The following is a 23849-nucleotide window of genomic DNA, read 5'->3' as shown; positions in this document are numbered from 1 at the left end:
ACTAATTTTGGGAAAAGCCATTTTTATCTATGAAAAGAAATCTATTTACACTAGTATTAGTACTTTTGGGAATGAGTCATACTTTTGCGCAAGTTGCCGGTGATTGGAAAGGGAAGTTAGATATTCAAGGCACCAGCCTTGAGCTTATCTTCCATATTACGGAAACACCAGATGGCATTGCTGCCACGTTAGACATTCCGATGCAAGGGGCAAGCGGATTGCCATTATCCCCAGCCACATTCGAAAACAATACCTTATCAGTAGCTTTAGAACAAGCTGGGATGAAGTATGTGGGCACTTTGGAAGGTGGGGAAATCACCGGAACATTCTCGCAAGGAGGCATGGAAATGCCTTTAGTTTTGGAAAAAACGACGATTACCAAACCCGGAGATCCGTCGCTAGTTTCTAGTCCTGAAGAGATCGATGCCTTAATCGCTTTAGATCAAGGCGATTTCGCGTATCAAGTAAAAGATTACTTTGCGAAGCCCATTATGTCGGGATTCCAGTTGTCTCCAAACGGTAAATACCTATTGTACCGCGAGAAAGACGAAAATAATAAGCGTCATGTGATGATCAAAGAGGTCGCTACGGGTAATGTGGTGCGTGCGATCGAAGAGAAAGATGAGCTTATTCGCGGTACGGGCTGGATAAATGATAATCGATTAATTTATGTGATGGATGAAGGAGGTAACGAAAACTATCACTTATTTGCGATCAATATCGATGGGAGCAACGGAATAGATCTAACCCCATTTGAAGGCGTACAAGCCAGCATTCTCAATATGCTGAAAGAGCAGAAAGACTTCATCATCGTGCAGATGAATAAGGATAACAAACAAGTTTTTGAACCTTATAAAGTCAATATCAATACGGGTGATCTAGAAAAGCTATTTACCAATGAAGATCCTGCTAATGCGATCGTCGGCTATGATTTTGATAAAGAAGGGGTGTTGCGCGGCTATGCGAAGATGCTCAACGGCACACAAACGGAGTATTATTATAAAGCTGCTGGCACAGATGATTTCGTGAAGAAACATACGGGCAGATGGGATGATTCGTTCAGTATTGTATCGTTCAATTACGCCTCAGAAAACAAAGATGAAGCCTATGCAATTACCAATCTCACTTCTGATCGGGCACGTATTGTCCTGTACGATTTGAAGAAGAATGAAGAGATTCGAGAAATATTTGCACACGATCAATTCGACGCCGATCTAATTTCTCTATCCAGAAAGCGTAATTGGGAAGTAGATTACGTAGGTTTTGAAGGAGAAAAGGTAGAGATCAAACCAATCAGTGCTACGTTTACGAAGATCTATGCGAATCTGGGAAAACAGTTTCCGGGTTACGAATTTAGAGTAGTAGGAAAAACGGATGAAGAGGATCAATTGCTGATTATTGTGCAGAGCGATAAGTTGTACGGCAAATATTATCACTACGATACCGCTTCCGGAAAAGCAACGTTATTGGTCGACTTAATGCCGCAATTGAAGGAAGCAGATATGGCAGAAGTTCGCCCTATTCAATTCACTTCGAGAGATGGACTGACCATTCACGGTTATATCACACTTCCAAAAGCGGCGGTTGAAGGAAAAAAAGTGCCTTTAATTGTGAATCCGCATGGTGGGCCACAAGGCGTGCGCGATAGCTGGGGTTTCAACCCAGAAACGCAATTGTTTGCGAGTCGTGGATATGCCACATTGCAGGTGAATTTCCGCGTATCTGGCGGTTATGGTAAAGAGTTTTTACGTGCCGGATTTAAGCAAGTTGGGCGTAAAGCCATGGACGATGTAGAAGATGGCATTCAATATGCGATTGAGCAAGGTTGGGTCGACAAAGATAATATCGCGATCTATGGCGGTAGTCATGGTGGTTATGCGGTATTGCGTGGTCTGACCAAAACGCCAGAATTGTATAAAGCAGGTGTAGATTACGTCGGTGTATCCAATATCTTCACCTTGATGAGCTCCATTCCAGAATATTGGAAGCCGTATAAAGAGATGTTGTACGAAATCTGGTACGACTTAGATGATGAGCAGGAAGCTGCGATTGCGACAGAGGTTTCTCCTATTTTCCATATCGAAAAGATTCAAGCACCTTTGTTTGTCGTGCAAGGAGCAAATGATCCTCGTGTGAAGATTGCCGAGGCAGATCAGATCGTAAAAGCTTTGCGCGAGAAAGGGGTAGACGTTCCTTATATGGTGAAGTACGATGAAGGACACGGTTTTGGTAAAGAAGAAAATCAGATACAGTTCTATAAAGCGATGATGGGCTTCTTTGGTAAGCACCTTAACTAATCTTTATAGCAGTAGTTTGTTATTTCAATAATATTTGTATCTTTGTACATCTGAGAGGAAGGGGGCACTATTTGCCCCCTTTTTTTAATTCAAATCTGGAATCATTTATGCAGGTAGAGCAACGGGTACGAGAGCTGGTAGAGGAAAAAATCGCCGATCGGGAAGACTTATTTATTGTTCGCATTAAAATGCAAAGCAATGGTGTTTTGTCTATCTTAGTAGATGGAGATCAAGGTTTGCCGATCGAAGATTGCGCGCAGATTAGCCGCCATGTAGGGTATCATTTGGAGGAAGAAAACGTGCTCGATCAAGCGTATCGATTGGAAGTGTCTTCTCCAGGTATTGATTATCCTTTGGAGTTGTTGCGCCAATACCACAAAAATGTAGGTCGCCAAGTAAAAATTACTTTGCAAGACGGTACCAAACGAGAAGGGACATTATTAGCAGCCTCCGACACGGTTGTGCAGCTAACAGAAAAAGTAAAAGAAAAAGGAAAGAAAGCGCGTGAAGAAGAGCGTGAAATTCCTTTTACAGATATAAAGGAGACTAAGGTGTTAATTTCATTTAAATAAAAATGAGCAGCGATATTAATTTAATTGACTCGTTTCAGGAGTTTAAAGATTTCAAGAATATAGATCGTCCGACGGTGATTACCGTGTTGGAAGAAGTATTCCGTAGTATGATTCGTAAACGCTTTGGCACCGACGAAAATGTCGATGTTATTGTCAATCCTGATAATGGAGATTTAGAGATCTGGCGTACCCGTACGGTAATGGATGATGGTTTCTCGGAAGATGATGATCTGGAGATCGAGTTGAAAGAAGCACATACTTACGATCCTGATTTAGAAGTTGGAGACGATTATATCGAGCAAATCACGCTAGAGAGCTTTGGTCGTAGAGCTATTTTAGCTGCGCGCCAAACGTTGGTTTCGAAAGTATTGGAGCTGGAGAAAGACGAAGTATTCAAGAAATACAAAGATCGAGAAGGCGAGCTAGTGATTGGCGAGGTATACCAAATCTGGAAAAAAGAAATCTTGGTGCTGGATGAGGATGGCAATGAGTTGATCATGCCAAAAACCGAGCAAATCCCTGCTGATTATTTCAAAAAAGGAGATAACGTGCGTGCGGTTGTACATAAAGTAGATATGATGAATAATAATCCAAAGATTATTATCTCTCGTACTGCACCAGAATTCTTGCAACGTTTATTTGAATTGGAAGTTCCAGAGATTTTTGATGGATTGATTACCATTAAGAAAATCGTTCGTGAGCCAGGAGAACGCGCCAAAGTAGCCGTAGAATCTTACGATGATCGTATTGATCCAGTAGGTGCTTGTGTGGGTATGAAAGGTTCACGTATTCATGGTATCGTTCGCGAGTTGCGCAATGAGAATATTGACGTGATTAACTTCACCACCAATAGTTCACTATACATCACTCGTGCATTGAGTCCAGCACGCATCAGCTCTATTAAATTGAGCGATGAGGATTCGACAGCAGCCGTGTATTTGAAACCAGATCAAGTATCGTTAGCGATTGGTCGTGGTGGTCACAACATTAAGTTGGCCGGTAAGTTGACTGGCTACGAGATTGATGTATATAGAGAGAATGATGAAATTGATGAGGATGTGGATATCGAAGAATTCTCAGATGAGATCGATAGCTGGATCATTGACGAATTGAAACGCGTTGGTCTAGATACTGCCAAATCAGTATTGTCACTGTCTCAAGAAGAATTGGTACGCCGTACCGACTTGGAGGAAGATACTATCCAAGAGATTGTGCGCATTCTGCAAGCAGAATTTGAATAATATGCACAGCAAAAACGGCAAGACTATTTTTCATTAAAATGTTAAATAGGTGTAAAAAAAACATATTTTTGTAGTATCATATTTTATAGCGAGTATAAGTTAGATGACAGAAGGTAAGAGCATTAATTTGCTGAAAGCAGCAAAAGAACTAAACATAGGAATCGGGACAGCCGTAGACTTCTTGGTGAAGAAAGGGTTTGACGTAGAGTCGAAGCCAAATACGAAGCTGGGACCAGATATGTATGCGGTTCTTTTGAAAGAGTTTCAGGGAGATAAAATAGTAAAAGACGAGGCAAAACAAATTGTAATCGGAAAGATTCGTCGTGACGAAGCTCCTGTTGCCAATCAACCTGAAACTACTGTCGACGCTACTGATAACCGCGAAAGCAATGCGGAAGCTAGTCAGGAACCAGCTGCGAAGCAGGCGCCTACAGAGCCCGTAACAGAACAACAGCAAGAACAAATTCAGGAAGAAAAAAGTCCACTGAAAGTGGTCGGTAAAATCGATTTGGACAGCCTTAAGAGAGGTAAACCAGCGCCAAAAACCGAACAGCCGGCTAAAGAAGAACCTAAGGCTGAGCCTGTGGTGACGCCACCAGTGGTAGCAGAGGTGAAGAAGGAAGAGCCAGTAGCGGAAAAACCTCAAGCAGAAACTCCGAAACAAGAAACAGCCCCTGAACCTAAAGTGGAACAGAAACCAGTAGAAAAGCCAGCAGCTGTAGTAGCTGAGGACAAAAAGACAGAGGAAAAACCTGCGGAAGTAGCTAAAGCGCCTGCAGCAGAGAAAAAGGAGGAAACTCCAGCTCCTGCGAAAGCCCCAGAAGCTAGCAACGATGTCATTCGTGCCAGATCTACCACTTTATCAGGGCCGAAAGTAATCGGCAAGATTGATCTTCCTGTATTCAAATCGAATAAACCTGTTGCTTCTTCATCCGATGCCGCTAATAACGACAGCAGACGGAAGCGCAAGCGTACTAGTACGCCAAATAAACCGGGACAAACAACATCTGGAGCTACTGGCGATCAGCAAAATCGTCCAGGAGGCGGTCCGAATGATCGTAACAGAACAGGTGGGCCAGGAAGACCGGGAGATCGTAATCACCCAGGCAACAGAGGTCGCCATGATAATCGTGGAAGAGGTACAGGACCAGCTACTCCAAAAGAGGAACCTACTGAAAAAGATATCCAAGATCAAATCAAAGCGACATTGGCTCGCTTGAGTGGAGCGGGTAAATCAGGTAAGTTTGCACAGCGTGCTAAACTACGTCGTCAAAAACGGGATGATGTTGCCCTATCTGCAGAAGAGGCAGCAATGGAGCAAGAAGCACAATCAAGAATTTTACGTGTAACGGAATTTGTTACCGCAAATGAATTGGCGAACTTGATGGATGTGTCGGTAACACAGGTTATCTCAACTTGTATGAGCTTAGGCATGTTCGTATCCATCAACCAACGTTTGGATGCCGAAACACTCACGATTGTAGCAGACGAATTTGGTTACGAAATCGAGTTCATTAAACCAGAAGACGAAGAAGTAGCTGATCTTGAAGTAGCTGATACCGAAGAAAACCTAATTCCTAGAGCACCTATCGTAACGGTGATGGGACACGTGGATCACGGTAAAACTTCCTTATTAGATTTTATCCGTAAGGCTAACGTGACAGGCGGAGAAGCCGGAGGTATTACGCAGCACATCGGTGCATATGCTGTGAAATTAGAAGACGGTCGTCAGATCACGTTCCTAGATACACCGGGTCACGAAGCCTTTACGGCGATGCGTGCACGTGGTGCCAAAGTAACGGATATTGTTATCATCGTGATTGCGGCGGATGATGCCGTAATGCCGCAAACCAAAGAGGCCATCAACCACGCGCAAGCTGCTGGAGTGCCAATTGTATTCGCCTTCACGAAAGTCGATAAAGCGGGATCGAACCCAGATAGAATTCGTGAACAACTTTCTGCGATGAATATTTTGGTCGAGGAGTGGGGTGGTAAATACCAAGCTCAAGAGATCTCTGCAAAAACAGGTGATAACGTCGAGTTATTGTTAGAGAAAGTATTATTAGAAGCAGAATTGTTAGACCTGAAAGCCGATCCTAAGAAACGTGCTGTAGGTTCTGTCATTGAAGCTGCTCTAGATAAAGGTCGCGGTATCGTGACTACCGTATTGATCCAAGGTGGTACCTTGCGTGTCGGAGATGCGATCTTAGCAGGTTCACACTCAGGTAAAGTGAAAGCTTTGACCAACGAGCGTGGTGAGCGTGTGAAAGAAGCCGGTCCGGCTACACCAGTACAAATCTTGGGTATGGGTGGCGCACCGACAGCGGGAGATAAATTCTACGCCATGGAAAGTGAGCCAGAGGCAAGACAGGTAGCTAACAAACGTCTACAATTGCAACGTGAGCAAGGAATGCGTGCTACTAAGCACATTACCTTGGATGAGATCGGTCGTCGTTTGGCTATCGGTAACTTCAAGGAGCTTAACTTGATCGTGAAAGGTGATGTGGATGGATCTATTGAGGCACTATCCGATTCATTATTGAAACTCTCTACCGACGAGATCCAAGTGAATATCATTCACAAATCGGTTGGAGCAATTTCTGAGTCAGATGTATTATTAGCTTCTGCATCAGATGCGATCATCATCGGTTTCCAAGTACGTCCTACACAAGGATCTCGTAGATTGGCAGAGCAAGAGCAGATCGATATCCGTTTGTACTCCATCATCTACGATGCGATCGATGAGATCAAGTCTGCGATGGAAGGCATGTTGGCACCGAAATTTGAAGAGAAAATCGTGGCTAACGTGGAGATCCGCGAAACCTTTAAAATCTCTAAAGTCGGAACTATCGCCGGATGTATGGTCTTGGAAGGTAAGATCAACAGGAATAATGATATCCGCGTGATCCGTGATGGTGTAGTAATACATACCGGTAAATTAGCTTCCTTGAAACGCTTTAAAGACGATGTGAAAGAAGTAACATTCGGTTACGAGTGTGGTCTTAACATTGATCGCTTCAACGATATCCAGCAAGGAGATATTGTAGAAGCTTACGAACAAGTAGAAGTTAAGCGTAAGTTGTAATCATTAAAGCTAGAGGGGTAATGTCCTCCTCAAGCTAAACAAAGAATAATTAAGGCAAGTCCTGATAGGTGTATTCTTATCAGGACTTTTTATTTTATGGCTATAAAGTTTTCGAAGTATTTCCATAAATATCTTGGAATGTATCGTTAACAATCGACGCCATCTTCTAATAAAAAAAGCCATCCTTTTGGGATGGCTTTTTTGTGATATATCGATCAATTACACCAATAAGCTTGGTTTCTCTTGGTATGTTTTCCAGAGCAATTCACCGAATAATGTATTTGTCCAAGCGAACCAATGGCGGGTAAAGTTCTTCGGATCATCCTTGTGGAATGATTCGTGCATAAAACCAGTATCACCATGTGTTTTCTTCAAGGTTTGGATACATGTTCTGATCTCTTCATCGTCTGAAGAAGTCATTGCCCGCATAATGATTGCCATTGGCCAGATCATATCACGTCCAATATGCGGACCACCAACACCTTCAGCAGCTGTTCCTTTGAAGAAGAACGGATTTTCTTCTGAAAGGATGAATTTGCGCGTGCGCTGGTAAACTTCATCATTTTTATCTACTGCACCTAAGTAAGGTAACGATAATAAGCTAGGAACATTCGCATCATCCATCATCATATAACTACCGTAACCATCCACTTCAAAGGCATAAACACGTCCGTGGGTCGGGTGGTCGATGATACCATATTGGTTGACAGCTTGCTCGACCTCGTTCGCCAAAGCTTCCATTTTTTGCGCTAAATCGGTGTTGTTTTTGACCTTTCTCAAAATCTCAGCCGATTGTCTCAAACTAACGATGGCAAATAGGTTCGAAGGAATCAAAAATGGTAACATCGTACAGTCATCCGAAGGGCGGAAGCTAGAGCAGATTAAGCCAACAGGCTTCACTGGATATCCCCAGCCATCTACTTGCAACGTATCTGTACCACGCGGTGTCGTACGCATGAAGTTGTATGGCCCTAAGCTTTCTTTACGCTGTTGCTCCACGAAAGTTTTGTAAACGTTCTCTTGCGCTTGTACCCATTCTGCATCAAATGGAGAAGTATCTTTAGTCTCTTCCCAATAAGCGTGAGCTAGACGGATTGGATAACACAAAGAATCGATTTCCCATTTGCGCTCATGAATACCCGCTTTCATCTCGGTATGATCTGAAAACCATTCGCCTTCTTTGGTTGGATCGTTGTAGAATGCATTAGCATATGGATCAATATTGATACATTTTGCTTGTTTGTTGATTAGTCCAACGATCAAGTTTTGAAGGTTTTTATCCTTTTTCATAAATGGCAAATACGGCCACACTTGTGCACTACTATCGCGCAACCACATCGCATCGATGTCGCCCGTAATGACATAGGTCAATTTTTGAGTGGCAGTAGATTCGTCATAGATAGTGGTATCCAATGTGTTTGGAAAACAGTTGTGAAATAACCAGCCCAATTCCTTATCGGCCACCTTGCTTTGAAATTCTTTGATAATATTTTCGACCACTTTACTTTTAAAGTGTCTGTCTTTCTCAGCAACTCTAACTACTGGGAAGTTGGCGTATCCGTCGGCAGCTAGTGAAAACTTGCTGGCTAACATGCCTGCGCCCAAAAGAGCGGAGTTCTGAATAAAGGTTCTACGCTTCATGTTAATGTATAATTATTGATGTTTTTAGTTTATTATTGCGAGCTCCAATATACATATTTTCTGTGCAATAACATTAATAAAAACGTTTTAGCTTATCTAAACCTTCTGTCGTTGTTGGTTTTAAATGGCAAATGCTGTATAAGCAGCTATTTAGGTACAAAAATTGCGTCCAGCATTAAAAATTTTGTCTAATTTCGTGGTTATGAAGATTTCTCACGGTTTGATCCTAGCGTTAGGGTGTTTAGGATTTGCCCTTCCGGCTCGTGCGCAGATAGATTATTTGCCTTATTCCTATTCCCTCTATCAGCAATATGGAGAAACGCTTTACGGAGCAGATAGTCGTGAGTTCACCACGGTCAAGCCTTTGTTATTGAAGAAAAGGCTGTTTGCTGCACACGACTCTATCACCAACTTGAACCGTACTAATTCAGATAATTGGTTTGCCAGAAAACTATTTAACGAGCATTTGGTAGAAGCCAACGGAGAGGACTATCGCTTTTACGCAGACTTTATACCCGATCTGATGATCGGTTCTGATCTCAGGAATTCAGACAGAAGAAATGTTTGGTTAGGATCTGCTGGTGTGCAGGCAGGTTTCGCATACAAAGACAAGTTTGTTTTTTATGGTAATCTGATTGATAATCGTGCGGTATTTCCAAACTATTTAACCGATTATATCAATACAAATGAAGTGGTTCCGGGTCAAGGTGTGTTGCAAAGTAGTAATGGAGAGCGGCAATCATGGCTTTTTGCTACTGCCAATGCCACCTACGCTTTTGGCGATTATTTCCAAGCTTCGGTAGGTTATGATCGTAACCACATCGGCGATGGTTACCGTTCGGTACTTCTATCCGACTTCTCTTCCAATTACGCGCAACTTCGATTAACCGGTACAATTGGTAATGTTCGTTACACCTCGGTGTGGGCATATATGAATGATCCGAGAACAGCTAGAATAGATTCTTTGAATAGTGGCGCCGAATTTGGTGATGGCAAGAAATGGGGCGCTTTCCAATACTTAGATTATAATATTTCTAATCGTTTGTCAGTCGGTTTCTTTCAAGCGGTGATCTGGGCTAATAGAAATCAGGCAGGTCGTCGCGGTTTTGATTGGAATTACGCGATCCCTATTAATTTTTTGCGACCGATCGAATCCAATAATTCTTCCTCACCAGACAAAATGTTTTTGGGGGCGAGTGCCAAATATAAAACCTGGGAAAACATCACCCTATATAGCCAGTTTCTCTTAGGTGAATTTACGGGAAGTGAATTTTTTGCGGGTAATGGATATATCCACAACAAATGGGCGGCACAGTTTGGAGCACGCGGATATCATATGTTTGGTGTACGCAACCTGAGCTTGTTGGCAGAGTACAATTTAGCACGACCGTATACCTACCAGCACTTTGTATCGATCTCCAATTACAGTAATAACGCCGAGCCATTGGCACATCCTCGTGGTGCCAATTTCAAAGAGGTCGTAGGTATCGCCAACTATGCATGGAGAAGATTCCATTTTTCATTACAGGGCATGTATAGTTTGTTTGGTACAGATCCTGGCGATGGTACCAGTTATGGTGGAGATATTTTCGAATCATATGAGAATTACCCTAATTGGTATGGAAACAGCATTGGCCAAGGTATTCGTAATGATTTATACTTTGCCGATGTGCGTGCTTCCTATGTACTCAATCCGACGTACAACTTACGTTTTGAACTCGGTTACACGCATCGTCAGCAAAATATCGCTGATCGGCCATCGATACGCACTGGTGTGATATCCGTAGGTTTACGCTCTACTTTCCGACCATTCTATGGCGATATTTAAGCTTTATTACCTACGCTCTACAGCATCAAACATTTTGACAATCATCCTCTATGAAAAAGATATTACTACTAAACGGTCCTAACCTCAACTTGTTGGGCGTCCGGGAAAAAAACATTTATGGCGATCAGAATTTTGTATCGTTCTTTGAAGAGTTAAAGGACGAATTTCCAGATGTTGATCTAAGCTACTTTCAAGCAAATAGCGAAGGCGCTATTATCGACGAGATTCACAGAGTGGGATTTGAGTGGGATGGTATCGTACTTAATGCAGGTGCTTATACGCACACTTCTATCGCTATTGCAGATGCAATAGCGGCAGTAACAACTCCCGTTATCGAAGTACACATTTCTAATGTGCATCAACGGGAGGAGTTTAGACACCATTCCTACCTTTCTGCACAATGCAAAGGCGTAATCCTTGGATTTGGCTTGAATAGCTACCGTTTAGGTATTTTAAGTTTAATGTTGTCTTAAAACAACATTAAACTTGCGCTCGGCGATTATTGAACTTGGGTAGCAATAAGTAGATCAAAAAGCTGATCAACGCTCCACCACACATCACAGCTACCATCGGAAATTGTGTACCATTGTGAAAATGACTTACCAAAGCAGAAGAGCCAGCGCCTAAAGCCATCTGTATACATCCCAACAAAGCAGAAGCACTACCTGCTAAGCGATCAAATGGCGCTAAAGCCATAGCAGAGGTATTTGGAAAAATAAATCCTTGTGCGCAAAGAAACAAGCAGATTAATGCCAACAGCGTGACAAGGTTAAGCATTCCAGTCAAGGCAAAAATGACCAATAAAACACCGGATGCAGCCTGAAAGTAACTCGCTTTTTTGGAAATCTCTTCGCTAGTCAATCTATTTAATAACACCCGATTCAATTGCGTGGCGATGATCAGGCAGGAAGCTACCATGGCGAACGCAATGCCATACTGCGATTCGCTAAGTCCATGAAGGGATTGAAGTACGAATGGTGATCCTGATAAATAAGCATATAATCCACTCGCCGCAAAACCACCCACCATAGCGTATAGCAAAAAAACAGGCGTTTTGAATACCGACCAGTATCCTGTTAAGATTGCCTTGGGATATAACGACATTCCACGATTACCTTTGTAAGATTCTGGTAATACAAAAATGACGGCTAACAAAATTAATGTCGCTAAACCTGTCAAAATCAGGAAAATAATATGCCAGTCAAAATGGGCTAGTACAAAGGCACCAACACTTGGCGCAATAATCGGTGAAATACCAATCACCAACATCAGCATGCTGAAAACTTTGGCGCCTTCACGAGGATCGAAATAGTCGCGCACCATGGCTCTTGAGGCAACCATACCAGAGCAGCTTCCTAAAGCTTGCAAGAACCGATACACAATTAAGTGATTGGCATCTTCCGTGAAAGCACACATAATTGATGCGAATATGTAAATAATCAGACCAATAAAAAGAGGTTTTTTGCGTCCGAATTTATCCAATAGAGGGCCGTAGATGATTTGACCTATAGCGATTCCTACAAAAAATGCAGTAAGTGATAATTGTATCTTCTCAATTGGTGAATCGAAATCTGCCGCTATCGTATCAAAAGCCGGTAAATACATATCGATGGAAAACGGGCCAATAGCAGAAAGCAAACCAAGGATAAGTAATATGGCAAAACGTCTTGATTTGGAAAGAGAATTAAAATTCATATAGTGGTATTGTTTTAAAAGAGTGGAAATTAAAAAGCCCTTCTTGGTAGTCGAAGGGCTTCTATTCTTAGCGAGACACCGGTGTGGTTTTTCGCAGCAATAAGTATAACCCGACGAGTATAAAAGGGATACTCAGAATCTGACCCATGTTGAACGCCATACCTTGTTCGAATGCGACCTGATCGATCTTGAAATGTTCCAATGCCAGTCGTGCTCCAAACAATAGGATCAATAACGTTCCAAACAATTTTCCTGGTTTTGGATTCTGATTCTTCTGATACAGATACCACATGATCCCGAAGGAGATCAGGTACGCAATGGCTTCGTAAAGCTGAGCAGGGTGTCTTGGTATATTATCGATTTGCTGGAAGATGATCGCCCAAGGTAAATCTGTCGGATGACCAATCATTTCCGAATTGAAGAAGTTGCCCAAGCGAATGAAAAAACAAGCAATTGGTACAACCAATACCAGACGATCGGTAATCCAAATGAAATTCATCTTGGTGTTGCGAGCGAATAACCACAATGCGGTTAATATCCCGATGGCACCACCGTGGCTTGCCAATCCCGTGAAACCAGTCATCTGCCATTGACCATTGACTTGCTGAAATGGAATGAAAATCTCCAGCAAATGATCTTTATAATAGGCAAAGTCGTAAAAGAGGCAATGGCCAAGGCGAGCTCCTAAAAGCGTGCCCAGAAAAATATAGATCGTAAGCTTATCCAATAGCTCCTGCGATTTGCCTTCTCGATTAAACACTTTTAACATGAAAAAATACGAAGAGGCAAAGGCTAATAGCCAGCAAAGCGAGTAATACCGTAAGCCGAAAGATCCTATTGTAAATATTTCGGGCTCGATATTCCAAACGATGTGTGCTAGGGAAGTTGTCATGCGGTAAAATTATGGCGTAAAGATAAGGTTTACTGGGTTAGTTTTTGTCATATCTGTTTGAAATACTTATTTTGCGTAGCACAAATTAAGCATTATGAGTAAAAAGAGTTCTAAAGAGCATAAACACGTAGAAGTGGTCAATAAGCAATCATTGGCCTTTTTCGAAAGTTATATAAACAATCCTTCACCTACGGGTTTTGAATGGCAAGGGCAGCGCCTCTGGCTAGATTACCTAAAACCTTATGTTGATGATACCTATGTCGACAATTACGGTACTGCAGTTGGAATTATTAATCCAGATGCACCTTACAAAGTCGTGATCGAAGCGCATTCGGACGAGATCTCTTGGTTTGTCAATTACATTACTTCCGATGGATTGATCTACGTGATTCGCAATGGTGGATCCGATCATCAGATTGCGCCTTCTAAAAGAGTAAATATCCATACGGACAATGGTATTGTGAAAGCCGTATTCGGCTGGCCAGCGATTCACACGCGCTCGGGCGAGAAAGAAGATGCGCCAAGCTTGAAAAATATATTTTTGGACTGCGGTTGTACTTCGAAAGACGAAGTAGAAGCGTTGGGCATTCACGTTGGGAGCGTAGTCACCTATGAAGACGAGTTTATGGTGCTCAACGATCGTTACTACGTAGGTCGTGCGTTGGATAATCGTGCTGGTGGTTTAATGATAGCCGAAGTCGCGCGTTTATTGAAAGAGAATAAGAAGAAATTACCTTTTGGATTGTACATCGTAAATTCGGTGCAAGAAGAGATCGGACTGAAAGGAGCGGAGATGATTGCCGATTACATCAAGCCAAACGTAGCCATCGTGACGGATGTGACGCATGATACGACTACGCCTATGATTAATAAAATCACGCAGGGTGAGTTGGCTTGTGGTAAAGGTCCTGTTGTTTCTTATGCACCTGCGGTGCAGATCAACCTGAATAAAATGCTGATTGAAGTGGCAAAAGAGCATAACATACCATTCCAAAGACAGGCATCTTCGCGTTTCACGGGTACCGATACCGATGCGTTTGCTTATTCTAATGGTGGCGTGCCTTCGGCATTGATCTCTTTGCCTTTGCGCTATATGCACACCACCGTCGAGATGATTCACAAGGAAGATGTGGATAACGTGATTCGTTTGATTTACGAAATGGTGCTTGCCATCAAGCCTGATCAGGATTTCCGTACTTTCACTAAATAATTTTAGAAAGCTATTATGAGTAATAATCAAAATAATCCGAACCCAGAGGGGCAGGAAATCAATATCGAACTGACGGAAGAAATAGCAGAAGGCATCTATTCTAATCTCGCGATCATCACACATTCAAATACCGAATTTGTGGTAGATTTTGTGCGGATCATGCCGGGTGTGCCCAAAGCGAAAGTGAAATCACGCATCGTGCTTACGCCGGAGCATGCAAAACGGTTGTTGTCGGCATTACAAGATAATGTGAATCGCTTCGAAGCACAAAATGGGAAGATAGATCCTAGAGAGGTGCCGATGCCACTTAATTTTGGCGGACCAACAGGTCAAGCATAAAAATTGATAAATAATTACAAGCGGCCTAGGGATAGGCCGTTTTTTTTTGAGTTAAAAGACGCATATTAGTGCGCAAACAATTTTTTCAATGGCCTGTTACTACAGTGCAATACAGTTTTTATAATGGATATTAATTTAAGAACCTTGACCAAGAAGGATTATAAAGACCTTCGTGAGTCTATGATCCAAGCTTATGACGGCCATGCTGGAGATGTGTGGACACGTGCGCATATTGACGATTTGGTGGATATGTTTCCAGAAGGACAAATTTGTGTAGAAGTCGACAAAAAGGTAGTGGCCTGTGCATTGTCTATCATTATCAATACCAAAAAGACTAACGTGTATGAGAAATATTATGAAATCATAGACGATGGTAAATTTTCAAAGCACGACAATGATGGAGATACCTTGTACGGTATCGAAGTTTTTGTGCATTCCGAATATCGCTCGTTGCGTTTAGGGCGAAGATTGTACGATGCGCGCAAGGAATTGTGTGAGCAAATGAATCTCAAAAGTATTGTAGCGGGAGGTCGTATTCCGAATTATCATACTTATGCCGATACGATGAGTCCGAGGATGTATATTGAGCGCGTGAAGCGTAAAGAAATCTACGATCCGACCTTGACTTTTCAGCTTTCAAATGACTTTCATGTCAAGAAAATTCTGAAGCATTACCTGCCGGAAGACGCAGAGTCCATGCAGTTCGCAACGTTATTAGAATGGAATAATATCTATTACGAGCCGGATGCCAAATCTAGCTCTGCTTCCAAGCAGACCATCCGTTTGGGATTGGTGCAATGGCAAATGCGTTTGTTTAAAGATATCAATGAGTTTTACGATCAGGTGGAGTTCTTTGTGGATGCCGTGAGTGACTATGGTGCTGATTTTGCACTGTTTCCAGAGTTTTTCAATACGCCGTTGATGAGTTCGTACAACGATATGCCTGAGCGGATGGCGATGGAGAAGCTGGCTGAGCTGACGAAGGAGACAGTCGCTAAAATTCAGGAATTTGCCGTATCGTACAATGTAAACATCATCGCGGGATCCATGCCCGTCGTAGAACGCGGTAAATTGTATAATGCCACGTTCCTTTGCCATCGTAACGGGCAATTAGATACTTACAAGAAGATTCATATCACGCCTAACGAATACAAATACTATGGTATGGTCGGCGGTAATGAGGTAAAAGTGTTTGATACAGATTGTGGAAAAGTCGGATTGCTGATTTGTTATGATGTGGAATTTCCGGAATTAGGTCGAATCCTTGCTGATCAAGGATTGCAAATTCTTTTCGTGCCATTTATGACTGATACGCAAAATGGATATATGCGCGTACGCGCTTGTGCGCAAGCACGTGCTATCGAGAACGAATGTTATGTGGCTATTGCTGGCTCCGTGGGCAACTTGCCACGCGTGAGCAATATGGATATTCAGTATTCGCAGTCGGCGGTGTTTACACCATCTGATTTTGCCTTTCCAAATAATGCCATCAAAGCCGAAGCCACTCCAAACACCGAGATGGTGCTGATCGCGGATGTCGATTTATATGCTTTGCGCGATTTGCATGAGTACGGTACGGTGAAGATTTTGAAAGATCGTCGTAAAGACCTTTACGAGGTCAATCTATTGAAGTAAGATGAGCTAAGGTTGCCATGGATTAGGGAATTGTATGTTTATTATTATCTTTAGATATACATATCTACTCATTCATGGCAACCATTACGCAAGAAGTAGCAATAAAAGATGCACGATTCTTTTCTCCGATAGGTTTTTATCCTGAGGAACAGGTATTGGGAAATGAATTTTACGTGGATGTTTCGGTTTCTTTTCCTTTTGCTAACCCCAATGCAGAGCGTTTAGAAAATACCATTAATTACGAGGAGCTCTATCAAATCATGGTAGAGGTGATGGCTCCAAAACGCGAGTTGCTCGAATCTGCAGCCGAAGATATTCTCAATCGCTTACTCGAGCGGTATGCCACACTAGAGCAAATAGCTGTGCGCATCAGAAAGCAAAATCCTCCTTTTGGAGGCGATGTTTCGCAGTCGGTAGTAGGTTTAACTTACCAGCGCTAATCTCATCCGCAATCTTGAAATCTGTCGATTATTTCATTGGATAAGACATTATGGCATTTAATTTTATTACAAAATGTCAAAAAGTCATTAATACTACCTCTTTTTTGTGCTGGTACAGCAATTGTAAATCGTTCCATAAATAAATTAAAATTTAAAATTGGAGGATATATCATGGCTTTAGTAAAGTTTCCAACACGTAACGTAAACACCGATTCGGTAAACCCATTTGTCAACAACGTATTTGATAGCTTATTTACAGATTCGTTTATCAGCGATCGTCTGGTAACCCGTGTACCTGCGGTGAATATTGTAGAAACGGATGCTGCGTTTGAATTAGAGTTAGCAGCTCCTGGCTTAAAAAAAGAAGACTTCACGATTAACGTGGATAAAAATTTGATCACCATTGCTGCTGAAAAGAAAACCATTTCAGAAAATGGCGATAAGAGTTACAGTAAACGCGAGTTCAATTATAACTCGTTTAGTCGTTCATTTACCCTTCCAGACGTAGTAAACTACAACAATATCGATGCAAATTATGTAGATGGTGTGTTATTAGTCAAAATTGGCAAGAAAGAAGATGCGATCGTGACTAAAAGAAGTATTGAGGTAATGTAGTTTGTGTATTTTATGATTATTGTGGGAGCTCTCCGGGTTGGAGAGCTCTTTTTTTTGTTTAGAGAAGTGCTGATCTGTTTATTTTTGCTATATTTTTTTATAAAATCTATTTTTTAATCAAATATTTTCAATAAAATGTTTGAAATAATATTTTTTTGTTGTTTTTTTGGGTAGTTATTTAATATTTCAACAAAAAATTATGAGTTTATCTGGAAAAAGATCTTTCATACCTATAATACTAATGGGTATAGTTGTTATTTTAGCATTTTTCAATCCTGGAATTCCAGATATTTCGAAAGTATATGAATATAATGGGGCAGATGTAGCTTGGATGCTTGCTTCAGCAGCTTTGGTGTTAATTATGACGCCCGGCTTAGCTTATTTCTATGGTGGTATGGTCAAAAAGAAGAATGTGATCTCCACAATGTTGCAAAGTTTTATCTGTATGGCCATCGTCGCTGTTTTATGGGTCGTTTTTGGCTTCTCACTTGTCTTTGGTGAGTCAGTAGGAGGTTTCATCGGTAATCCGATGACCTATTTTATGTTTGAAGGAGTGGTCGACGGAGAACCTTGGGGAGGTGCTCCGACCATTCCCTTTGTTTTATTTGCGATGTATCAGTTGAAGTTTGCGATTATTACGCCCGCTCTGATTACAGGTGCATTTGCAGAACGTATTAAATTTACATCCTACGTACTTTTTGTTTGCCTATTCTTTGTGTTTATCTATGCGCCATTGGCGCACGCTACTTGGCATCCAGATGGTATCTTATTTAATATGGGCGTTTTGGATTTTGCTGGTGGTACGGTTGTCCACATGTCAGCTGGTTTGACTGCATTGGCATCCGCGATTTATTTAAAGCACGGCAAAGATTTCCATACACATCCACACGTGCCAGCTCGTATTACCTACGTATTGATGGGAACAGGAATGCTTTGGTTTGGTTGGATTGGTTTTAACGGCGGGTCTGCTTTTGGTGCTTCGGCTTTGGCCGCCACGGCGTTAGCAACAACATCGACAGCTTCTGGTGCTGCAGCATTAACATACCTCTTTTTTGATGCTGCAAAAGGTATCAAACCTTCGGCAACTGGAGTTTGTATCGGTGTGGTAGTCGGATTAGTGGCGATCACGCCAGCGGCTGGTTTCGTCACGGTGCCACATTCATTGATTATCGGATCGGTCGCTGCCATCATCAGTCGATTGTGCATTGAGTGGAGAACAAAATCTAAGCTAGATGATACGTTAGACGTATTTCCAAGTCATGGTGTGGGCGGTATGGTAGGTATGTTGCTTACCGGCGTTTTCGCGCATAGCGCAATTAATGAAGCAGTAGAAACCAATGGACTTTTCTTTGGAGAAACCGGTTTATTTACTGCGCATGTGATTGGTTTGCTCGGCGCAACAGTCTTTACCTTGATTATGGCTTTTGTTTTATTAAAACTAACAGATCTCATTACACCATTACGTGTAACCGACGAAGAAGAAGAGCTTGGTCTCGACTTTTCTCAGCACGGCGAGAAGCTGTAAAATTTCTAATTGTTTCTATTATACTACACTACCCTCTATTTAACTTGTCCCGGTTCTCGGGACAAGTTTTTTTTATTTATCCAATAGCTGATATGCTTGCGCAATCAATTGATGGAAATTAGACGCTGGATTTGAACGGCTCAAATTGTCTATTTGATGCCCCAATCGCACAATAATCAAATCATCGGATGGAATGGTGATGACGTATTGGCCGAGATGGCCATCCATATAGAAATACGGCTTTTGATCAAAAGTGCCCATCCACCAACCAAAGCCATATTCTGGTGAATCTTTAAAGCGCGGTTTTAGGGATGATTGCACGTAGGCGCTATCTAATAATTGTTGTCCACTCCACTTTCCATTATCTCGATACAGTTTTCCGAATCGCGCAAAATCCAACGCATTGCTGGCAATGCAGCAGTACGCTTTTTCTATACCATTGGCTTTGCTGTCTACCTGCCACAAAGCATCATGCTCTGCTTGCATCGGCTTCCAAAAATAAATGGATAGTAATTCGCTTAAGCTCTGTCCCGTCGCTCGCTGTATAGCGATGCCCAACAGTTGGGTGTCGCCACTTTGGTAGATGAATGCTGTTCCGGGCTTCTTATAAATTGGCAAGTCGGTGATGACTTTTTGGATGTTTGAATCAAAGTATAATTTGGTAGTTACGGAGAATGGGCTGTAATAATTTTCTTCCCAGCGCATGCCCGAGCTCATGCTAACTAGATCTTTGAATGTAAGTTCTGCCGCAAATTCTCCAGAAATTTCAGGGACAAAGTCCGTGACTTTTTGATCCAAACTACGGATTTTTCCTTCGGAGATTACCTTTCCGAGTATAGCGGCCACGATGCTTTTGGCCATAGAAAATGAATTGGATTTGGAATCGGAGGAATAGCCATCAAAGTACGTTTCCAAAACGACACTATCACGTTGAATAATCACATAGGCAACTGATTGGATGTCTTCATGAAACTGACGCAAAGAATCGGGTAATTTAAGCTGGTTTTCTGGGCGAGCTTGAGGCCATGCTTGGCCAGTTCCGTGTTCGATTATATGGTTATCAAAATGCGTATAATCGGATAAATAAGCGGTTTTATGCCCATGTAAATAGGTGACATATGCTCCTTTAACAATATATCCATATCCAAAGATATACATCCCTGCGATGATGATCGCAATAAGGCCAATAAGGCCAACAAGCAATTTCCAAATGATACGCATCGGTTTCCGTTTTAAGTTTACATCTTCTTGGCTTCGTTCCAGTATACATCCATTTCTTCCAGACTCATATCTTGCAGTTGACGACCGGATTCTTGCATCCGCTTTTCTACATGCGTGAACCGCTTAATGAACTTTTTATTGGTGCGCTCCAGCGCATTTTCTGGATTGATACCCAAATGGCGCGCATAGTTGATCAGCGAAAAGAGCACATCGCCAAATTCGGCTTCTGCACGATCGGTATTAATCGTAGTATGCGTACTCAGGTCGAATTCTGCCTTGAACTCCGCGATTTCTTCTTCTACTTTCTTCCATACTTCGGCCGGATCTTTCCAATCAAAACCAACGCCGCGCACTTTGTCTTGGATGCGGTAGGCTTTTACCAAAGCCGGTAGTCCTTTAGGTACGCCGGAAAGAACGGATTGATTGCCCTCTTTCAGTTTCAACTTTTCCCAATTCTGCTTGACATCATTTTCATTTTCTACCTGCACATCACTATATATGTGGGGATGTCGAGAAATCAATTTATCACATACGCCGTTGAGTACGTCGACGATGTCAAAAGCTTTTTGCTCTTCCGCGATACGCGCATAAAATACCAAATGCATCATCACGTCGCCCAATTCTTTTTTTACTTCAGGCAGATCTGCCTCCAAAATAGCATCGCCCAGTTCGTACATTTCTTCGATAGTAAGCAGTCGAAGGCTTTCCATGGTTTGTTTTCTATCCCACGGGCAAGCTTCGCGCAGCGTATTTAATACAGTAAGTAATCGATCGAAAGCCGCAGTAGGAGTAGGTACTGACGGTGGAATTGGGTAAGCCATAGTAAATAGTTTGTCGTAATTCAAAGCAAGTTAAAAAATGCTAGCCTTAAAAACACATTTTTATTTGAGTTGTTAGTTCTTTAAGAATAGGAGATAATAGGCTTATGAAAACGAGACATAATTACGAATCAGCTTCCGTAGCAATCGAGAAGTTGAAGCAAGAGGGATACGAGGTAGATTACAACATTGAATTTGATGAATTGCATGCCACTGCACAAGATTACAAGATTGATCAAATTTACCGCTACGAGGGCGCTACTGATCCTGGGGACGAATCACATGTATACGGCATTCAAAACGTAAAAACCGGTTCAAAGGGGATATTCGTGGCTGGAGATATTTCAGTCATTGAGGGCAAAAAAAGAGATATTATCTTGGAACTCGATCTCCGTGCACGGCACGAAGAGCAAAAAGATTAGTACGTCGTAACAGCATATACTTAAAAAAGGTCGACAGCGCATACTGTCGACCTTTTTCTACTTTAATGATCAGATTATTGTACGCCCATCTCTTTCAGGATGAAGTGTGCATTATCAATCTTGTCTGCCACCCACAGTACGAAGCGGATATCGACTCCGATGGATCTGCTATAGCTTTCATTCCAAGCGAAATCATTGATCGTTGCGTCATATGCACGATCAAAATTGACACCGATCAATTCGCCATGCGCATTCATAATCGGCGATCCTGAATTGCCGCCTGTCGTATCCATATTATACAATATATTGACAGGTACATCATTCATATCTTTCTTCATATAGCTACCAAAGTCTTTGGCCAACCAAGCTTCTTTGATCTTGTGCGGATAACCAAACTCTGGAAGTCCAGAATTTCCTTTTTCCAACAAACCTTTGACGCTAGTAAAGGGATGCATATAGGTAGCATCTGCCGGACTGTAACCCTTAATATTACCAAAGGTCAGACGCAAGGTAGAATTGGCATCGGGCACAAAGTTTTTATCCATAAATTGTTCGCGCACGGCTACATAATCACCCATTAGCTTGTTCAATGCACCTTCGCGACGTTTTTGCTCGGCCGTGAATTGCGCATATTCTTTGGCCAAATCGCGATGCAAAGTCAATACATCGTCTTTATAGCCTAAAATACTGGCCGGTGAGGCAATGATTTGACGGAAGGATGCCTCGTTATTCAATTTGCTGCTGCCCAATAATTGTGCAATCCACGCACCTGTCGTATCACCTTTAGCAAGAGCGGTATTTTGTAAAAATTTCAAAGAATTCGCACCTTGCATTTTTGCGCCTTGTGCGAATAGGTGAGCGGCAATTTGCTGATCTACACCCAAATGATACGCTTCGAACAGTTCGGGAATTCGTTTACTAAAGTTGGTGATATTTTGATCGTATAAAGCTTGCTGTGCTTTTGGCGAAGTTTGCTGCGCCAAAGCATCTTGGAAAGATTGAAAGTAACTGACGATATCAAAGGTCTTCACACCGTGATACACATTATTCATCCAAAGCTCTTTAGGAGCATCTGCAAACACCATATTATAGTGTTGTTCGATGTCGCTCATCAAGGTGCCATAAGCAGATTTTAACGCTGGTTTGCTGTCAATAAATTTGGCTAATGCGGCATCATCATCTATTTTACTCTGAATGAGATTGGTATTGCGCAGGCCTTTCAGCTTGCCCCGGTAGTTCTTCAATACGTTGGCGTTACGTTTGATACGCGTAGCCAAAGCCAATTCCACAGCTTTATCACGCTTGCCAGCAGCCTCCATGCGTTGATTTTCAAAATCATATAAATCCGAAGTGTACGGCAACAAGAATTTCTCTTGATACTCAATGTATTGTGCCGGTCTGTGGCGGAATGTGCGACCTGGATAACCCAAGATAAATACAAAATCATTCTCTTCTACGCCATTCGGATTGACCTTCAAATGTTTCTTTGGTTCATACGGCACATTGTCTGTCGAGTAAGGTGCAGCCGAGCCATCTTTAGCTACATAAGCGCGCAAGAAAGAATAATCGCCGGTATGGCGTGGCCAAACCCAGTTATCTGTTTCGAAGCCAAATTCGCCAATATTTTGCCGCGGTACGTATACCAATCGCACATCTTCGATGGTTTTGTATTTAAACAAGACATAGCTCTTTCCGATAAACATTTCGGAAACTTCGGCTTTTATAGTCGGATCGGCTTGCTCTGCTTGTTTTGCCAATTCGCTTCGCTTTTGATTGATGACTTCGATGCGCTGTAGCGGATCGCTGATGTTTTTTACCGCTTCTAATACTTGTTTGGATACATCTTCGTACGAATCAGTGATACGAATCGTCAAACCTTTTGCTTCGATTTCTTGTTCTCGTTGCTGCGCCACAAAACCATTTTCTAAATAGTTGTGTTGCGGTGTGCTGGCCAATTGGACGGCACTGAAAGCACAGTGGTGATTGGTGATGATAAGGCCTTTGCCAGAAACAAAAGAACCTGAACATCCGCCAACGCGTACCAAGGCGTCGACCAAGCCGATGTTTCCAGGATTGTAAATATCTTTTTCCGAAATTTTTAATCCAGCTTTCTTAAGACCTGCGCGATTGAGATCGCTGAGTGGGAACATGCCTTCGTCGGGAATAGTTGCGGCAAATTGAAAAGCGCTGGCGCCGAGCAGCAGTGCCGTCAATAATACTTTGTGTGAAATCATAAACTTGTAACCATGTGTTGTTGGATTTCAAAAATACGAATTCTTTCTGTAGTAGAGGATTGTCTATAACTAATGCTTTTTTACTTAAATGGAAATATTTTTGGACTAAAAATGATTAACTTAGTATAGTTTAAATTTA

At 42.1% G+C, this 23849-nt stretch carries 19 protein-coding genes; 13 read left to right on the top strand and 6 right to left on the bottom strand.

The window, feature by feature from the left end:
* Positions 1-29: 29 nt before the first annotated feature.
* From DC487_RS13725 to infB, 4 genes are all read left to right on the top strand, one after another.
* Positions 30-2297 (top strand): S9 family peptidase, encoded by a 2268-nt coding sequence (locus DC487_RS13725; protein ID WP_116776535.1) that lies wholly within the window; start codon positions 30-32, stop codon positions 2295-2297.
* Between the two features lie 107 nt (positions 2298-2404).
* The gene (rimP, locus tag DC487_RS13720; RefSeq protein WP_116776534.1) at positions 2405-2869 is read left to right on the top strand and encodes a ribosome assembly cofactor RimP; all 465 of its coding nucleotides are present in this window, start codon (positions 2405-2407) and stop codon (positions 2867-2869) included.
* 2 nt (positions 2870-2871) lie between these two features.
* Complete coding sequence (gene nusA, locus DC487_RS13715) at positions 2872-4110, top strand: transcription termination factor NusA (RefSeq protein ID WP_116776533.1); 1239 nt, start codon at positions 2872-2874, stop codon at positions 4108-4110.
* 103 nt (positions 4111-4213) lie between these two features.
* Positions 4214-7195, top strand: a complete 2982-nt coding sequence (gene infB / locus DC487_RS13710; RefSeq protein WP_116776532.1) for a translation initiation factor IF-2 — start codon at positions 4214-4216, stop codon at positions 7193-7195.
* A 219-nt stretch (positions 7196-7414) separates the two neighbouring features.
* Here the strand turns inward: infB and DC487_RS13705 are convergent, their stop codons facing one another.
* Complete coding sequence (locus DC487_RS13705; protein WP_116776531.1) at positions 7415-8836, bottom strand: glycoside hydrolase family 125 protein; 1422 nt, start codon at positions 8834-8836, stop codon at positions 7415-7417.
* A 202-nt stretch (positions 8837-9038) separates the two neighbouring features.
* Here DC487_RS13705 and DC487_RS13700 point away from each other — a divergent pair, with 202 nt between their 5' ends.
* Entirely contained in the window at positions 9039-10664 is a 1626-nt protein-coding gene (locus DC487_RS13700) for a gliding motility protein RemB (RefSeq protein ID WP_116776530.1), read from the top strand.
* A 50-nt stretch (positions 10665-10714) separates the two neighbouring features.
* Positions 10715-11137 carry a type II 3-dehydroquinate dehydratase gene (gene aroQ / locus DC487_RS13695; RefSeq protein WP_116776529.1) on the top strand — a complete coding sequence of 141 codons (423 nt, stop codon included), beginning with the start codon at positions 10715-10717 and terminating at the stop codon, positions 11135-11137.
* Between the two features lie 7 nt (positions 11138-11144).
* Here aroQ and DC487_RS13690 read toward each other — a convergent pair whose 3' ends face one another.
* Together DC487_RS13690 and lgt are read right to left on the bottom strand one after the other, a co-directional pair.
* On the bottom strand, positions 11145-12359 hold the full coding sequence (locus tag DC487_RS13690; protein WP_116776528.1) for a multidrug effflux MFS transporter: 1215 nt from the start codon (positions 12357-12359) through the stop codon (positions 11145-11147).
* 67 nt (positions 12360-12426) lie between these two features.
* Positions 12427-13251 carry a prolipoprotein diacylglyceryl transferase gene (lgt, locus tag DC487_RS13685; protein ID WP_116776527.1) on the bottom strand — a complete coding sequence of 275 codons (825 nt, stop codon included), beginning with the start codon at positions 13249-13251 and terminating at the stop codon, positions 12427-12429.
* 94 nt (positions 13252-13345) lie between these two features.
* On the opposite strand from lgt, the gene DC487_RS13680 reads away from it, so the two are divergent.
* The 6 genes from DC487_RS13680 to DC487_RS13655 all read left to right on the top strand — a co-directional run bounded on the left by DC487_RS13680 (position 13346) and on the right by DC487_RS13655 (position 19015).
* Entirely contained in the window at positions 13346-14461 is a 1116-nt protein-coding gene (locus DC487_RS13680; RefSeq protein WP_116776526.1) for a M42 family metallopeptidase, read from the top strand.
* 15 nt (positions 14462-14476) lie between these two features.
* Complete coding sequence (locus DC487_RS13675; RefSeq protein WP_116776525.1) at positions 14477-14800, top strand: DUF3467 domain-containing protein; 324 nt, start codon at positions 14477-14479, stop codon at positions 14798-14800.
* Between the two features lie 123 nt (positions 14801-14923).
* The gene (locus tag DC487_RS13670; protein ID WP_116776524.1) at positions 14924-16435 is read left to right on the top strand and encodes a carbon-nitrogen hydrolase family protein; all 1512 of its coding nucleotides are present in this window, start codon (positions 14924-14926) and stop codon (positions 16433-16435) included.
* 74 nt (positions 16436-16509) lie between these two features.
* Entirely contained in the window at positions 16510-16875 is a 366-nt protein-coding gene (folB, locus tag DC487_RS13665) for a dihydroneopterin aldolase (protein WP_116776523.1), read from the top strand.
* Positions 16876-17046: 171 nt separating this feature from the next.
* Positions 17047-17490: an Hsp20/alpha crystallin family protein gene (locus tag DC487_RS13660; RefSeq protein ID WP_116776522.1), complete on the top strand. Its 444-nt coding sequence runs from the start codon at positions 17047-17049 to the stop codon at positions 17488-17490.
* A 241-nt stretch (positions 17491-17731) separates the two neighbouring features.
* Entirely contained in the window at positions 17732-19015 is a 1284-nt protein-coding gene (locus DC487_RS13655; protein ID WP_239016387.1) for an ammonium transporter, read from the top strand.
* 72 nt (positions 19016-19087) lie between these two features.
* Here DC487_RS13655 and DC487_RS13650 read toward each other — a convergent pair whose 3' ends face one another.
* Positions 19088-20236 carry a serine hydrolase domain-containing protein gene (locus tag DC487_RS13650; protein ID WP_116776520.1) on the bottom strand — a complete coding sequence of 383 codons (1149 nt, stop codon included), beginning with the start codon at positions 20234-20236 and terminating at the stop codon, positions 19088-19090.
* A gap of 17 nt (positions 20237-20253) precedes the next feature.
* Positions 20254-21057 carry a nucleoside triphosphate pyrophosphohydrolase gene (gene mazG / locus DC487_RS13645; protein ID WP_116776519.1) on the bottom strand — a complete coding sequence of 268 codons (804 nt, stop codon included), beginning with the start codon at positions 21055-21057 and terminating at the stop codon, positions 20254-20256.
* Positions 21058-21161: 104 nt separating this feature from the next.
* Between mazG and DC487_RS13640 the strand changes: the two genes are divergently transcribed.
* A complete protein-coding gene (locus DC487_RS13640; protein WP_116776518.1) occupies positions 21162-21476 on the top strand; it encodes a hypothetical protein in 315 nt (104 codons plus the stop codon).
* A 74-nt stretch (positions 21477-21550) separates the two neighbouring features.
* On the opposite strand, the gene DC487_RS13635 is transcribed toward DC487_RS13640, so the two are convergent.
* The gene (locus DC487_RS13635; protein WP_116776517.1) at positions 21551-23710 is read right to left on the bottom strand and encodes a S46 family peptidase; all 2160 of its coding nucleotides are present in this window, start codon (positions 23708-23710) and stop codon (positions 21551-21553) included.
* Positions 23711-23849 lie beyond the last annotated feature (139 nt).

This window comes from Sphingobacterium corticibacter (genome assembly GCF_003076635.1).
GTDB lineage: Bacteria > Bacteroidota > Bacteroidia > Sphingobacteriales > Sphingobacteriaceae > Sphingobacterium > Sphingobacterium corticibacter.
Note: the sequence above shows the minus strand (reverse complement) of the source record. Positions and strands in the feature narration are given on the sequence as shown.